Here is a 14564-nt window from a genome sequence, read left to right on the forward strand (position 1 = left end):
ATGATGACTTTAGAAATTGGAAGCCTGTCATCTGTTAACGGCTCTTCCGCACTGTTGAAGGAGAAGAGCGGCCCATTGGCCGCTCAGCCACTTTCCGACAGATTGGCAGAAGCCGACACACAGCCAGCACAGGCGGAGCAACCAGAGGATAAAGAGAGTGCTGGAGCTTCAACTCGAACTAGCAAGATTAGTGATGATGAGCTATCAGTTCAGGTACAAAACTTGCAAGATTTCGGTCAGTCGCAGGGATGGACAGTTAGTTTCAGTATGGAACAGGACTTGAATAAAGTAGTTATCAAAGTAGTTGATTCTGATACGAAGTCGGTGATAAGGCAGATACCCAGTGAGGAGTTGCTGGTGATAAACAAGCGCATCCAAGCGCTTCGTGAAGGTGATGTCGGTGCATCGTCAAAGTTAGGGTTACTACTGGATAGCGAAATTTAAAAAATCCGTAAGGAAAATGAGGAGAGGGCTATGGCAGCGATTACTTCAGCTGGAGCGGGGTCACAAATTGATCTGGAAAGTGTAATATCTGCCAGCCTGGAGGCAAGAAAGGCTCAGATCCAACAGCCGATAGTGAAGAAAAGAGTTAATGCTCAGGTTACATTATCCGGTCTTGGCCAACTGAAATCAGCCATTAGCTCTTATGTTACGAGTCTTAAAGAAATGGCAAAAACCGATGCGTTTAACAAGAGGGCCGTGAACGTAACACAAGATAAAGATAACCCTGTGCTCAAGGTAGAAAGTAAAACAGGTGCATCTAATGGACAATACAACATTATTGTAAATAAGTTGGCAACTACAAGTAAATTTGAAGGTGTTTTTAATAACGCAACAGATTCCCTTGTCACTGAAGATGGCACTCTTACATTTAAAGCTGGTGATAAAACATTTAATGTTGATGTTAAGAGTGGAGACTCGCTGCAAGATATCCGAAAACGTGTTAATAATAATGGTAATAATTTTGGGTTAACAGCCAATATTATAAATACTTCAGATGGTAAGTCTAAGCTAGTCATAGACTCAGGGGTTAGTGGTACGGGTAAAGATCTTGAAATAACAGGTAGTACCACCGGGCTGGGGACATTTTCATCATCATTAACCAAAACTCAAGCTGCAAGTAGTGCAGAGATATCTGTAGATGGTAGTACATTGCAAAGTGACAGCAACACGTTTGATGGCACGATTGTGGGGTTGAAGCTAACTGTATTAAGAGTTTCAGATAAAGATACCTTGGGTGCAGCTAAGTCCAATAAAATTGATGTCACGACAGATAAAGATGGCATTAAGGAAATGGTTAAAGGATTTATCTCTGGATATAATGAGTTAGTCAGTAAATCCAACGCTCTCGGTAAACGAAATTCCGTGGTAGCCGGTGAGACCAAAAATGATGGTGGAGCTTTAGCTGGTGACTCAATGACTCGTAGCGTTGTTAACCTTATGAGCGGTGCAATAGTATCCCCTTCAGAGACATCTAAAGATATATCTACAATATTCCAGCTCGGTATTAAAATGGATAATAAAGGTGTATTGTCCTTAGACGAGAAAAAATTCAATGAGGTTTTAGATAAAAATTTTGAGCAAGTTGTCGCTATATTTGGTGGAGAGAAAGGGGTTGCCGGTAAATTGGCCACCTCTTTAGAGGGGTTTTCAAAGACTGGTGGTTTAGTGGCTCAGCGTGAAGATTCTTTGAATTCAGAGCTTCGTTCATTAGCACAAAAAGAGGCGGACGCCACAGCTCAACTTGTCAAGTATGAAGCGAGTTTACGTGCTCAATATGGTGGTTTGGATGCTTTATTGGCTAAAATGAATCGCTCCGCTTCATATTTAAATAATATTCAAACATCAACAAAAACAAACTGAATTTAATGCTGTAATTGCTGAGAGTATTCGTCTGATATAATGGGAGTCTTATATGTATCAGAAAAAAATAAAAGCATACACAACTCAGAATATTCAATCTGAGCTTGCTGTGGCTGACCCTTATCGTGTTATCCAACTGATGATGCAAGGGTGTATTGAGCGTTTGGCCCAAGCCAAAGGCGCTATATTAAGAAAAGATTTTGAGGCTAAATCAATTGCGATATCAAAAGTATTGGGATTGATATACGGTTTACAAGAAGCACTGGACCTTTCATATGGCAAAGTACCAGAGGATCTTTTTTCTCTCTATGAATATATGAAACAAAGGGTGCTGGATGCTAGCCGTGATATGGTCATAGAGCCTCTAGAAGAGGTCTCTGATTTGATGTTGACTATTAAAACTGGTTGGGATTCAATTCCTTTGGAAGAGAGGGAGCTAGCTTTAGCTCGCCAGGCTTCATTATGATATCAAATCTATCAGATAAGCTCATTGATTTTAGTAAAGGAATTGAATTAGCCATCTTAAATAATGATATTGAGCTAGCACATAAATTAGTTGATCAACGTTTACAATGGCTAAAAGAAAATTGCATAGAGGAACCCTATTCAGATGAACTTATCTTAGCGGCTAAGGGGGCATTAGAGTATGATAAGAAAATATGCGCTCTGATAGAAGAGCAAAAATCACGTATTCAAATTAAATTACGAGGCATCATGACGGCTGATAAGGTCGCGCAATTATATAAGGCCTATTCAAAATAGGATTGCTCATGAGCATTGATAAAAAAATAAAATCTGTTGAGTCCGAAATAAATCGTTTGAAAGAGCAACAAAAGCAAGAAAATGCAATGGCTGAGGTATTGCCATTACGTTTTTCAGATAATATGGCTGCATTTGGCGAATATATCCCCGAGATTTATGAGCAATTCAAAAACTATCGCCCTAAGCGTGCATTCCGTTTTTTTTGTAATGAGAATGGAATACCTAATTTACTTTGGTTAGATGATAATGTTTCCCTATATGGCTCTGACCCATATCAACAGGCTAAAGAGCAGATAGAATATGTGTTAAGTACGTCAGAGATTGAGCGTTTTATTTATAACATCAGTGAAAATGACATGAATCAAGTACATGTCGAATATCTTAATTTATTGGCTGAATGTTATATTAAAGCTGAGAGTGTCCAAGAGAAAACGTCCTCAATTCCAGATAGTATGCCAATGGCATTCATGTTTGGTGTTGGCTTGGGATACCAGTTAGGCTTGTTATATGAACGCTGTAGCATAAAAAATCTATTTATATTTGAACCGGATATGGATCTTTTTTATGCTTCACTGTTTTCGTTTGACTGGGCCCCTCTTTTACAATATTTGGAACGAGAGAAGTTAGGCCTGCATATATTTATAGGGCAAGATCAAGATAGTATTGTTGTTGATCTTCTTACAGGATTACACAAGAGAGGTGCTTTCTGGATCGCCAGTATGTTTGCATTCTGGCATTATCCATCACCTGCTATTTTTTCACTGATAGAAAGGGTGGCAAAAGAATTTTATTTATTGAAGACAGGATGGGGGTTCTTTGATGATAACTTATTTGCTATTGCCCACAGTGCAACAAATATATGTGATGGGGTACCATTCCTGTTAAAAGACAGGCAGGTTTATTCATCTCATAAAGATACGCCTGTTTTTGTTGTAGGTAATGGACCGTCATTAGATGAAACCATTGGTTATATTAAAAAACATCAAGACTCTGCTATTATCATTTCATGTGGTAGTACTGTGTCTGCCTTATATAAAGCTGGGGTAAAACCGGATATATGTGTGGCTGTTGAGAGAACTAAATCAATGGCTGATTTTTTTGATATTTTTGAAGATAAAGAGTATCTAAAGGACATTTTATTTTTAAGTGTTGATGTTATTCATCCTGATTGTAGAAAGTATTTCTCCAGGTCTGCACTTGGGTTTAAGCATAATGAAGCTATGTTTTCTATGTTGATGCAGAATAGACCTGATTTACATAAGTTTGGTTATCTTCCATATGTTAATCCTTTGGTTGGGAATACTGGGTTAAGTTATGCCTTGACTCTGGGATTCAAAAAAATATATATGTTTGGTCTTGATAGTGGTTATAAGGAAAAAAATCATCATCACTCTCGCCATAGTGCATATTATGAAGAGAATGGTTCAGCTATCAAAGAGTTAACTGATGCAGTCACGGCACATGAGTCATTTCTTGTTCCGGCAAACTTTGGTGGTGAGATTAGTGCTGACTGTATTTTTGGGTTGTCAGCAAACTCAATGAGCAAAGTGATCGCTATGTATCCTGATGTAACTTGTTATAACTGTAGTGATGGAGCTCTTGTTAGAGGAGCTATACCTCTAAGATATTATGAGGCAGATCTCAATGAACAATGTATTGATAAAAAAAATATTGTGGAAGATATATATGCAAATTGCTTTGAACCGCTCTCTATCTCTATAGGTTGTATAAAAGAAGCTCTGTCTGTAGAGAGATTTGATGAGCTAGTAAGATTAATGGTGATAGAGTGGGAAGATGTGTCTCTTAATAAAAGAGACATGTCAGAAATGATGCAGAGACATTATGATTATCTGAATTATTTCTTGTCAACAAGACAATCTCATATACATCGAATTTTAGTTGGCTCGATAAATTATTATTTTTCATTCATTACAACAATACTATATAGCTTTAATGAAAGCGATGCGTACATGAAACTGTTAAACGAAGCAAAATGTATAGTAATCAATTTCATGAGAGAAATTAAAAGAATGTACCCGTATGCACTAAGTCATGTTGATAAAAATAATTTGGAGATTATTGGTCATTTTAGAAAAATACAATAATAATGATGACACCAATTGTACAGATCTAGCTATCACCTGACACCGGCCTCAAACCGGTGTCTTGCTTACGCTACTTTAGTGCACACTTCCTTCGGTATCAATTTCAGACCCTTTTTGAACATGCTGTAAGGGGTCTGCCCCTCCATCATCCTGCCTTGATGTGGCCGCTGGGTGTTGTAGTGTTCTAGGTAGCTGTCTAGATCTATTTGTATCTGCTCTACCGACTCATACCAGGTTGTCCTCCCTTTGATACGGAAGTGTGCATCCAGCAGTGTGCGATGCAGCCGTTCGATAAAGCCGTTGCTCTGCGGTCTACGCACCTTGGTGGTTCGGTGCTCAATTCCCTCCAGTTGCAGGAACAGCTCTCGTAGGGATGGTGGTCAGGGCGCCCACAGAACTCGCGCCCGTTGTCCGACAGGATGGTATAGACCCGCGCCTCGTGGGCCTCGAAAAACGGCAGCACCGTTTCATTAAGCACATGAACCGAGGTCACCGGCAGCTTGCTGGTGTAGAGCCGTCCCCAGGCGTGGCGACTGTAGCAGTCCAGCACTGTTTGCAGATACACCTTGCCAACCCCCTTGAGCGCGCCGACGAAGAAGGTGTCGACAGCCACCAGTTATCCGGTGTAGTGAACCTCAATCTGGCGTTCGCGAAACTCTGGGCTGAAGCGCTCGAGCAGGCGAATTTGCTCGTTATTGAGCTCAATGGTCTGCTCCCAGTGGTTTTTCTCGAGGCGCAACAAGCAGTCGTGCTTAGAGAGCAAGTCGTGACGTTGCCACACGCCACGCACACCGCCCGCACTGACGTTGATGCCTTGCAGAGCCAGTTCTTGCGCGACCCGCAGCGGGCCATGGGTTGGTCTGGTGAGGGAGTAATCGAGGATGGCCTGTTCAATCTCAGGAGCGACCCGATTGGGATGAGCCTATTTACAGCCGGGCAATGTGTCGAGCAATCCCTCGGCACCATAGGTTTGGTAATTACGGCGAATTTTGTAGAACTGCTGACGACTGTAGCCGATGAGCTTGCAGGCTTTGCTGACGTTATTGAGCTCTTTGGTGAGCTCTAGCAGGCTTTTGCGACGTGCTACTTTCTCGTTGGTGGTCATACGGTGATCCAGATAACACGGTAGGGATACCCTTTTGTTATCCGGTTTGAAGCCGTATGACCACTCTCTTTTGTGGGCAACTGTCAGGTGAATACCATCTCCATGAACACCAATATTTTTGGTGTCATCTTTAGTTTTTTAGTTAGGTTTCACAGCAATAATATCCCAGCTTGCAAAGTGGCACTGATTTATTGGGATTTCTATATTTCGTTCTTTATGCTCTAGTCTTTCAATGGTTAATCCGGCATTATAAAATAACTCAAGAATATGATTTTTATCACTAAAGTGTACTTGACCAACACCTGAAAACTGGCTGTTAGCAGGTAAGTCCTTTTTCGTATACGTATCTACACATATTCCTCTATAAAAATCATCGTGTTTTGTCGAAAACCAGTCTATTCCAATAAATTTACCGCCTGGCTTAAGATATAAAAAAACAGACATGAGGATTTTTTCAATGCTGAGTGTATCATTGTGAGTAATTGAAGCTCTGTCTACCACAATATCAACAGTATCATTGAACTGTGAAAGGTGCTCTTTTGTAAAGTCGCTAGTGATTATTTTGCCGCTAAGTTGTGGATAATACTCAATGACTCGCTTTGAAATAGATTGACTACCTTCGATACCATAGTAGTCAAAGTTAAGAGACAAAAACAGGGGGATGTTAGCACCAGCTCCACAGCCTAGTTCAAGGACTTTTTTATATCCATTTTTAGGATTTGTGTATCGATATATGCTAGAAACAAGGTCACTCCAAGGCCAAATGCTCATATGATGATTGTGTTTATACTGTTCATCCCATTCATTAGAAAATGCCATAATTATTGCTCTCCTTATCTCTTTGATTAAACCAATAATCAACAACTCCCATAAATGGAACAAAAGAGCCGAATAATTGCTCGTATGGGTGTGGTTGGTAGTGATGGTAGTGGATCATTATTCCATGATGATTAAATTTAACTTCATCCAAATAGTCTTTTCCCATTGGGCCTGAGAGATAGTCTGTAGCATTAAACATACGACAAAGCTCAAGAACTAAATCTGATTTTTTCTCAGTCGTAATTAAGTTTGATGCTCTTATAATGGGGGTTTCAATGTTTAACTCATTGAGCCAGAAACACAGATGTGTAAAACATAGGTTAGAAAGATTTTTTTCATTCGAATCATATAATGAAAGTATTTTCTCGTATTTTTCATTGAAACCGTTAGCGCGTGCATAGCAATTTTTAATTGATTTTAAATGTTTTGATCTCCAGTCTATATCAGTAGCAATTTCTATTTCATATAGCTTTCTATTTAAATGCCCTTTTTGTTTTATTGGAATGGTTAACCATTGAGGACCATTAGGTCCTTTAATTATGTTTCTATTGGTATAGCTATTTTTTTCAAATTGAACATTGTCCAAAAAAATAAATAAATCACTTTTAGCTATACGGTCGAAGTAACCAAGCCAAGGTAGGTATGCTGGTTGATGGATACTAACTTTCATATTTTTAACGCTTTGCAACATATGTTAATTATTTTATCTACTTCATGATCTGTCAATGATGGATATAATGGAATAGATAAACTCTTTTTAGTTAAGGCTACCGCATTTGGAGTAGATAAACCTAGGGAGAGTAACTCAGATTTTTCTATTGGAATGATACTCTTGATTCCATGTAAAAGGAGTTCACTCCTGCATTTTGAAATACTCTCGTGTGTATTTAAAATAACAGCTCTATACCTTATTGGTGATATACATTCATTTTTACCATCGATGAGACTCAGTCCGGAGGATACATATTTTTGAAAAATCTCTTCACGACGATGAATAAAATATGGAAGTCGCGTAAGTTGGACTCTAGCGATAGCAGCTTGGATATCAGTCATTTGAAAGTTAAATTTAAAAGAGCTATTATCCATAATAGAATCATAATCACGAATGCTCCTGGCTACACTTGCCAACTCCTTGTTTCGTGAGACAAGAATTCCTCCTTGCCCACCACTTGTAATCGGCTTGGTTGCGCCTAGTGAAAATATACCGATATTACCAAATATGCCGACAGATTGATTATTTATTTTGGCTCCTATAGCTTGTGCTGCATCCTCTATTATAAATGAAGAGCAATCATGGGTTAACACACTTTCATCTGGTATTCCGAACATATGAGTCACGATTGATATATCTATATGTTCATTTTTATTAACGATTGGCGCGTTTGGCCAGAGCGGTGAATTATCCCTGAATACAGCCAATCCACGAGCCATTTGAATGGCATTCCAAATGGATCTGCATGAATATGCTGGTGCGGAGATTTTTTTATCAACGGCATTTGCAATACTCAATGCTAAATACAGTGCAGAGGAACCGCTTGATACCGCAACAACATTCTCTGCAGGGAGATTAATAAATACCCCAATCTCAGCCTCTAAAGCTGCAACTTCTTCTCCTTGAGCAATCCAACCAGACGAAAGGACTCGAATGGATGCGTTAATTTCTTCATTCCCAATAGTTGGCCTATTATGAGGGATCATTGTCATCCTTGCTTTTTGCATAATATCCAGCCTTAATTACCATCGGATTTCCAACGACCAATGAGTATGGTGGTACATAGCCAGCATTGACAACTGTTCCTGCCGCTATTACAGAGTGATGGCCCACGTGAGCTCCCCCCTTAATTACCGAGTGAGAGCCGATAAATATGTGATCTTCTAATATAATATCTTTGCGAACTATGCTTTTTGAAAGTCCAATGCATTTTAAATGAGAGTCTGCGCAGTTAATTGAAACAAATGATGCAATATCACAATGGTTGCCAATTGTAATTTTCGCACCTTGACTATTAATTTCACTAAAACCACCGATGTATACATTATCACCGATTATAGGCTCACCTAGGATCCATACGAATGGATGATATGGGTTTTCTTTGAAATTTGTTAGCTGTTGGAAGAGCTTTTTGTAGTTTTCATAGTCACTCATGAAATATCTTCCCATTTTAATAATTGTCCTTTAATAAGATTTCGTGATGCTTTTTTCCCAACGATTTCATGGAAATGTATGGGAGGTAGTCCATTCCCTGGACGTCTTAGCCCTATATTAAGAGCAGTGAGGGGCGTATCTATTTCTATATCAGATAAAACAGTAATACTACGACGTGCTAATATTCTCATATGCTGTTCCGCATCAGTTGGTTTTATATGTGGAGACCCCATCATTTGATAAGCATTATGAAGAGAGTTTATCCACTCTTTTGCCCCAATAGGATCTTCTGAAAACCAGTGATCCGGACCAGGTAGTTGATGATCAAGAGTAAAGTGTTTTTCAAATACAACAGCTCCAAGTCCATATGCAATTACTGCAGCTAATGGCCCTTGTGTATGATCAGAAAAACCTAGTGTTATATTTGGAAATGCCGCTGATAATGTTTTCAGTTTATTCAAATTAACATCGCTTGATGGCGTTGGATATTGTGAAGTACATAGCATCAACACAACTTTTTTGCCAATAAGTGCGCCCGTTACGTCTAGTGCTTGATACACCTCTGCCATATCTGCCATACCACATGAAATAAGTAATGGAAGTCCTTGAGCGCTATACTCTTTTAGCAACGGAATGTTTGTGAAATCATCAGATCCTACTTTGAGTGCCGGGACACCTAACTCAAGTAGCAATTTCATATCTGAGATATTTTGAGGTGTTGAGAGAAACATAATTCCCTGCTCATCACAGTATTCCTTTAGTATCCGCCATTCATCATATGTAAACTCATAACGCTTAAACATATCTAACATGGATTCAGTAACTGATTCACCTTGAGATTGATATGTAAATTTTAGTCCTGGATCACCTACAAACTCATCGGCTTTAAATGTTTGAAACTTGATTGCGTTAGCTCCCAAGCTTTTAGCCATGCAGATCATGTCTTTTGCTATAGCGATATCCCCATTATGGTTAATTCCTGCTTCAAGTATAATGAATGGAGATTTATTATGAGTTACTGGTGCTGAAAATAGATGGTTCATATTGTCAATATTCACTTTTTATCCTCAAGAGCTGTAAGTATACAAGATGCAACTCGTATTGCACCTTTGCCATCGGTTATCGATAATGCGGCATTAGACATCTTGCTCAGTGTCTGTGGGGTAATTGAGAGTAGGGCTTCTTTATAGTCGGCTGATGTCAGGCTTGTCGCCATACCTAAATTATATGCAGCGCCGAGTTGATCTAATATTTTGGCAATCGGAGCTTGATTGTCTGCTTGTATAGAGACAATAGAGGGTAATCCCATGCAACATCTTTCCCACGATGCACTACCACCTGCGCCAATAGCAAGATCTGCCATTAGCATCAACTTAGCCATATGAGGTGTCTGTACGTGTAATGTCACGTTTTGTTTGCGACATATCTTTGATAATCTGGCGTAATGGGGATTACTTTTACCAATGACTACATCAATATGAAAATTTTTATCACTAGATAAGGCTCCCAATAGTGCTTTTTCTGATTCATTACCTTGATCACTACCACCAAAAAATATAAGAAGTTTTTTGAACTTCTTTCTTATATTCACTTGGCTTCTTAACTCTTGAAAAGAAGAAGAGAGTAGAGAGTACATTGGACCATAAAAACAGGTCGTCGTTTCTGGAGTTTTATAGAGACCATTTTTGTGAGATGTAACAAGGTTTTGATCGAGCAAAAAGTCGCCAAGGTGATCTCGTAACAAATCATCGATAACCAGAAGCGGGATCTGAGAGTTTTTTATTGTTTGTTCCCAACTGGTCTGTAAGTCATAATGATCAACAACTAACAACTTTCTCTCTTTGGGGATAATGTTAAGTGTCGCTTTAGCATCCATAATTACACCAACATCCAGAGCAAGATCAAAATCGTTGGCAAAAGTTAAATATTGATGACCTCTATTGACAACTTCTTGTGCAAGCGTATCACCTCCCTTCGAAAAGATGAATAATGAGTTCTCTCCTAATACTTGGAAAGCATCTGCAAGAGCCAAGCAGCGCATGACATGTCCATGTCCTAATATCAACGATGCATCAGCACGAAAAATGATCATCAGTCACCTACGATATTATATGTCGACCTAGTATAAAGGCTTCTGCATATGCATAACCGACAGAGGACCCTCGCCATTTCGCCAAACTTTCAAGTGCCTCAATGGAACGCGTGTGTGGATATGGACGCATTTCTGATTTGTATGCCTCTAGCGCGGCCTGTTTTTTTTGCCAGTGATTAGTAATGTCAACAAACCAATTTGGACTGAACGGTTGTGCAGAGGCTGCTGGACGCCATTCAGTACTCGATGCTACTTCGAAAAAAAGCAGAGTATGCACATTATTTAATGGTTGTGGACGAGTTGCGGCTATGACCGCATCATGTATAACTCTGTGATCAATGTTTACATCACCAGAATGGTGCGTGTACAGAATATTCGGTTGCCACGCATTTATTTCTGCCTCGATAACTTTAATAACATCGAGAAGGTCAACACTATCCATCCTATTATCAGGAAAATCCAATAGCTGGAGTCTTGTTACTCCAAGAATATCATTGGCCGCCAGTGCTGCCAGATGAAGCTCTGACAGTTCATCTTTTACCTCGCTACGATTTCGTTTAGAAAGCCGTGAGGTGGCTCCTTCAGCCATAATTAACACGGAAACTTGATCTCCATGTTCAATGTGGCTGGCTATAGTAGCTCCGCATCCCAAAATTTCATCATCCGGATGTGCAGCAACAACCAATACTTTGCGAGGATGTGTTGTCATAGAATAAAGCCTTGTTGCTTTTGATACTGCCACATAAGCTCAGCTTGTAACCAGTCCTCTGGGGTATCAATATCAATTACCAGATGACGTGGTAGTATGAGTGGTGTAGCTTTTTCGCTGAACAATAGAGTATCGTGGAGCCAAGCATCAATTATACCCCAATAAAATTGGCCAGCATCATGTAATACTTGCGGGAGGTCTTGGGATCTAGTCGGAAAGTAATGCGGGAAAAGCATCTCGACTCCTTTGCCAGCTCGTACAAATCCCCTATAAGGTGAATAATCAAAATTACTCGCGCTGAAAATAAAGTGTTGTTTACTTTCATTTAGCATTTGGAGACCAAGACATAGGTCTTTGGCTCGAATAAAAGGAGCTGTCGCGTATAAACAGCATACTGGACCTAGGTGCCATCCTTGTGCTATCGCCCAGTTTATCGCATGTGCAACAACCTCCTGAGTACCTGCATGATCATCTGCCAATGCATCTGGGCGAATAAAAGGTACCTCGGCACCATATTGTCTGGCTATATCTGCGATATGTGGGTCATCTGTTGAAACGATTATCTGGTCAAAGCACCCAGCATGTTGTGCAGCTATAATCGAGTGCGCAATAATGGGTTTTCCTGCGAATAAACGGATATTTTTTTGCGGAATCCTTTTGCTTCCCCCTCGAGCAGGGATTACTGCCAGTGTAATTTTTTTTGATGTGCCCATGCATATCACCATTGCGTTTTAACAGGTTAACTGGGTAGACAGCGGATTGCGGCTATGACTTGATCCTGCTCCACATGACTTAATGTGCTATACAGTGGTAATGAAAGACATGCTTGGTAATAACTTTCTGTTATTGGGCACATTCCATCAGGGTAATCATAGTGTTGTTGATACCAGGGATGGTGATATACAGGAATATAATGAACTTGTGTTCCAACCCCTTTATTAAATAGCAAATCCATGACTTGACGTCTAGTTTTATCAATGGCGGCAAAATCAATAAGTACGACATATAAATGAAAACAAGATGATGTGTTTTCATCTTCATACGGAATCGTTATCCATGGAATATCTGAAAATGCTTCGTTATAACGAGCTACGGATGCTCGCCGCTGCGCTTTAAATTCATCCAATCGTTTTAATTGACTTAGTCCTAGTGCCGCTTGCATATCTGTCATACGATAATGCCAGCCCAGTGTTTGCATTTCGTAAAACCATGGTCCTAGGTCAATACTCATTTTTGTAATGTCTTTAGTTATGCCGTGGTTGCGCAATAATAATATCTTTTCATAAAGGGACAGATCATTGGTCAGAATTGCGCCACCTTCACCACAGGTTATTGTTTTTACAGGGTGAAATGAGAAAATTGTTGCATCTGAATATTTGCAACAGCCAACACGATTACCATCTCTATATGTAGAACCTATCGCATGTGCAGCATCCTCAATCACTCTTAAGTTATGTTTATCAGCGATCTCTTTTATTACTTCCATATCCGCGGGTTGACCGGCAAAATGTACAGGAGTTAACAACCTGGTTTTTGGAGTAATAAGTTGTGCCAGACTATATGGATCTATGTTGTAAGTGGCGGCATCAATATCAGCAAAAACGGGGACAAGACCACAATACACCATGCTATTGGCTGTCGCAGCGAAGGTATTTGCAGTAGTAATACCTTCACTGTCTTGAGGCAAATTTAGTGCTGCAACCGCAAGATGTAATGCTGCAGTTCCACTAGCTACTACAATGCAGTATTTTGCGCCAGTATAATCGCATAAGGCTTGCTCAAATTCAGCGACTTTTGGGCCTTGAGTAAGGTACCTTGACTCAAGGACATCACATACAGCAGATATGTCTGCCTTGGATATGTTGTGTTTACCATAAGGAATCATTCGGACAATACCTGCTGGTTCATGCTCTGTAGTTCGGCTATCGACAGAAAGTGCTGATTATTTAGGGAATTGTATTCAAAGCCCGGTGCAACCAGTGTGGCTGTTTCACCCAGAGCATTAACGCTGAAATCATTGTTGCGGCTATTGAAGCTGATGCTGGGGGCAATCACGTAGTAGTCGCTGAACTCATAGGTGTGGAAAGAGTCGTCTGCCGGGCACATTACCTCGTGGAGCTTTTCCCCAGGGCGGATGCCGATGATCTCCTGTTGAAGGGCCGGCGCCATGGCCGCCGCCAGATCGGTGATCTTGACCGACGGAATTTTCGGCACGAACAATTCGCCACCGCGCATACGCTGGAAGTTGCTAAGAACAAAATCTATGCCCTGCTGCAAGGTCAGCCAGAAGCGGGTCATCTCGGGGTGGGTGATAGGCAGCGTAGTGGCGCCGCTCTTGATCAGATTGTCGAAGAAGGGAACTACTGAGCCCCTTGAGCCGACCACGTTGCCATAACGTACCACCGAGAAGATGGTCGGGTTCTTGCCCGCCATATTGTTGGCAGCGACAAAGAGCTTGTCAGAACAGAGCTTGGTTGCCCCGTAAAGGTTGATCGGGTTGGCAGCCTTGTCGGTTGAGAGTGCAATGACCTTCTGCACGCCATTGTTGAGAGCGGCCTTGATGACGTTTTCGGCTCCTCCAACGTTGGTTTTGATGCACTCCATCGGGTTGTATTCGGCTGCTGGCACTTGCTTGAGCGCAGCGGCATGCACCACAAAGTCGACATCGCGCATCGCCATGTCGAGGCGCTCGGCATCGCGAACATCGCCGATAAAGTAGCGGATGCAGGGGTGATTGAAACACTGCTGCATTTCAAACTGCTTGAGCTCATCACGGGAGTAGACGATCAGTCGTGCGGGTTGGTAGCGGGATAGCACGGTTGCAATGAATTTCTTACCAAATGACCCCGTGCCACCGGTAACCAGGATTGTTTTTCCATTAAACATGACGGTGTCCCATGATGAAGATTGGTATCTATGGAATTCTAAAGCACTTTTTATGCCATTTGCAGACGTAAATTGGA

At 40.7% G+C, this 14564-nt stretch carries 15 protein-coding genes and 1 pseudogene; 5 read left to right on the forward strand and 11 right to left on the reverse strand.

Annotated features, from left to right (window positions below):
• Positions 1-3 precede the first annotated feature (3 nt).
• Genes OKB77_RS04975 through OKB77_RS04995 form a run of 5 tightly spaced genes read left to right on the forward strand, consistent with a single transcriptional unit; the run spans position 4 to position 4730 of the window.
• The gene (locus tag OKB77_RS04975) at positions 4-444 is read left to right on the forward strand and encodes a flagellar protein FlaG (protein ID WP_333563154.1); all 441 of its coding nucleotides are present in this window, start codon (positions 4-6) and stop codon (positions 442-444) included.
• Positions 445-474: 30 nt separating this feature from the next.
• Positions 475-1863, forward strand: coding sequence for a flagellar filament capping protein FliD (gene fliD, locus OKB77_RS04980; RefSeq protein ID WP_139478173.1), 1389 nt, complete (start codon positions 475-477; stop codon positions 1861-1863).
• A 52-nt stretch (positions 1864-1915) separates the two neighbouring features.
• A complete protein-coding gene (locus tag OKB77_RS04985) occupies positions 1916-2329 on the forward strand; it encodes a flagellar export chaperone FliS (protein ID WP_124929136.1) in 414 nt (137 codons plus the stop codon).
• The gene (locus tag OKB77_RS04990; protein WP_270817043.1) at positions 2326-2625 is read left to right on the forward strand and encodes a hypothetical protein; all 300 of its coding nucleotides are present in this window, start codon (positions 2326-2328) and stop codon (positions 2623-2625) included. The genes OKB77_RS04985 and OKB77_RS04990 overlap by 4 nt, the downstream gene beginning before the upstream one ends.
• 8 nt (positions 2626-2633) lie before the next feature.
• Positions 2634-4730, forward strand: a complete 2097-nt coding sequence (locus OKB77_RS04995) for a motility associated factor glycosyltransferase family protein (protein ID WP_270817044.1) — start codon at positions 2634-2636, stop codon at positions 4728-4730.
• Positions 4731-4795: 65 nt separating this feature from the next.
• On the opposite strand, the pseudogene OKB77_RS05000 reads toward OKB77_RS04995, so the two are convergent.
• From OKB77_RS05000 to pseB, 11 genes and pseudogenes are all read right to left on the reverse strand, one after another.
• Positions 4796-5835 (reverse strand): annotated as a pseudogene (locus OKB77_RS05000) (IS481 family transposase).
• Positions 5836-5973: 138 nt separating this feature from the next.
• Positions 5974-6654, reverse strand: a complete 681-nt coding sequence (locus tag OKB77_RS05005) for a class I SAM-dependent methyltransferase (protein ID WP_270817045.1) — start codon at positions 6652-6654, stop codon at positions 5974-5976.
• Complete coding sequence (locus tag OKB77_RS05010) at positions 6641-7324, reverse strand: WbqC family protein (protein ID WP_270817046.1); 684 nt, start codon at positions 7322-7324, stop codon at positions 6641-6643. Before OKB77_RS05010 ends, OKB77_RS05005 begins: the two co-directional genes overlap by 14 nt.
• Entirely contained in the window at positions 7321-8352 is a 1032-nt protein-coding gene (locus tag OKB77_RS05015) for a DegT/DnrJ/EryC1/StrS family aminotransferase (protein ID WP_270817047.1), read from the reverse strand. Before OKB77_RS05015 ends, OKB77_RS05010 begins: the two co-directional genes overlap by 4 nt.
• On the reverse strand, positions 8339-8800 hold the full coding sequence (locus OKB77_RS05020) for an acyltransferase (RefSeq protein WP_139478167.1): 462 nt from the start codon (positions 8798-8800) through the stop codon (positions 8339-8341). The genes OKB77_RS05015 and OKB77_RS05020 overlap by 14 nt, the downstream gene beginning before the upstream one ends.
• Positions 8797-9858 carry an N-acetylneuraminate synthase family protein gene (locus tag OKB77_RS05025; protein ID WP_270817048.1) on the reverse strand — a complete coding sequence of 354 codons (1062 nt, stop codon included), beginning with the start codon at positions 9856-9858 and terminating at the stop codon, positions 8797-8799. Before OKB77_RS05025 ends, OKB77_RS05020 begins: the two co-directional genes overlap by 4 nt.
• On the reverse strand, positions 9855-10892 hold the full coding sequence (gene pseG / locus OKB77_RS05030; protein WP_270817049.1) for a UDP-2,4-diacetamido-2,4,6-trideoxy-beta-L-altropyranose hydrolase: 1038 nt from the start codon (positions 10890-10892) through the stop codon (positions 9855-9857). Before pseG ends, OKB77_RS05025 begins: the two co-directional genes overlap by 4 nt.
• 7 nt (positions 10893-10899) lie before the next feature.
• Positions 10900-11601 carry a PIG-L deacetylase family protein gene (locus OKB77_RS05035; RefSeq protein ID WP_270817050.1) on the reverse strand — a complete coding sequence of 234 codons (702 nt, stop codon included), beginning with the start codon at positions 11599-11601 and terminating at the stop codon, positions 10900-10902.
• Positions 11598-12314: a pseudaminic acid cytidylyltransferase gene (gene pseF / locus OKB77_RS05040; RefSeq protein ID WP_270817051.1), complete on the reverse strand. Its 717-nt coding sequence runs from the start codon at positions 12312-12314 to the stop codon at positions 11598-11600. The genes OKB77_RS05035 and pseF overlap by 4 nt, the downstream gene beginning before the upstream one ends.
• Positions 12315-12340: 26 nt before the next feature.
• Positions 12341-13486: a UDP-4-amino-4,6-dideoxy-N-acetyl-beta-L-altrosamine transaminase gene (gene pseC / locus OKB77_RS05045; RefSeq protein ID WP_270817052.1), complete on the reverse strand. Its 1146-nt coding sequence runs from the start codon at positions 13484-13486 to the stop codon at positions 12341-12343.
• Complete coding sequence (gene pseB / locus OKB77_RS05050) at positions 13483-14487, reverse strand: UDP-N-acetylglucosamine 4,6-dehydratase (inverting) (protein WP_270817053.1); 1005 nt, start codon at positions 14485-14487, stop codon at positions 13483-13485. Before pseB ends, pseC begins: the two co-directional genes overlap by 4 nt.
• Positions 14488-14564: the final 77 nt, after the last annotated feature.

The sequence above is a fragment of the Aeromonas sp. Y318-3 genome, assembly GCF_027706185.1.
In the GTDB taxonomy this organism is placed as follows: domain Bacteria; phylum Pseudomonadota; class Gammaproteobacteria; order Enterobacterales; family Aeromonadaceae; genus Aeromonas; species Aeromonas veronii.

What these genes read in the sequence shown, in the direction of transcription:
- OKB77_RS05035 (WP_270817050.1), bottom strand. Translation starts at nt 11,601, where the DNA reads ATGACAACACATCCTCGCAAAGTATTGGTTGTTGCTGCACATCCGGAT.
- pseF (WP_270817051.1), bottom strand. Translation starts at nt 12,314, where the DNA reads ATGGGCACATCAAAAAAAATTACACTGGCAGTAATCCCTGCTCGAGGG.
- fliD (WP_139478173.1), top strand. Translation starts at nt 475, where the DNA reads ATGGCAGCGATTACTTCAGCTGGAGCGGGGTCACAAATTGATCTGGAA.
- OKB77_RS05015 (WP_270817047.1), bottom strand. Translation starts at nt 8,352, where the DNA reads ATGATCCCTCATAATAGGCCAACTATTGGGAATGAAGAAATTAACGCA.
- OKB77_RS05020 (WP_139478167.1), bottom strand. Translation starts at nt 8,800, where the DNA reads ATGAGTGACTATGAAAACTACAAAAAGCTCTTCCAACAGCTAACAAAT.
- pseC (WP_270817052.1), bottom strand. Translation starts at nt 13,486, where the DNA reads ATGATTCCTTATGGTAAACACAACATATCCAAGGCAGACATATCTGCT.
- OKB77_RS05005 (WP_270817045.1), bottom strand. Translation starts at nt 6,654, where the DNA reads ATGGCATTTTCTAATGAATGGGATGAACAGTATAAACACAATCATCAT.
- OKB77_RS04975 (WP_333563154.1), top strand. Translation starts at nt 4, where the DNA reads ATGACTTTAGAAATTGGAAGCCTGTCATCTGTTAACGGCTCTTCCGCA.
- pseB (WP_270817053.1), bottom strand. Translation starts at nt 14,487, where the DNA reads ATGTTTAATGGAAAAACAATCCTGGTTACCGGTGGCACGGGGTCATTT.
- OKB77_RS04995 (WP_270817044.1), top strand. Translation starts at nt 2,634, where the DNA reads ATGAGCATTGATAAAAAAATAAAATCTGTTGAGTCCGAAATAAATCGT.
- OKB77_RS04990 (WP_270817043.1), top strand. Translation starts at nt 2,326, where the DNA reads ATGATATCAAATCTATCAGATAAGCTCATTGATTTTAGTAAAGGAATT.
- OKB77_RS04985 (WP_124929136.1), top strand. Translation starts at nt 1,916, where the DNA reads ATGTATCAGAAAAAAATAAAAGCATACACAACTCAGAATATTCAATCT.
- pseG (WP_270817049.1), bottom strand. Translation starts at nt 10,892, where the DNA reads ATGATCATTTTTCGTGCTGATGCATCGTTGATATTAGGACATGGACAT.
- OKB77_RS05010 (WP_270817046.1), bottom strand. Translation starts at nt 7,324, where the DNA reads ATGAAAGTTAGTATCCATCAACCAGCATACCTACCTTGGCTTGGTTAC.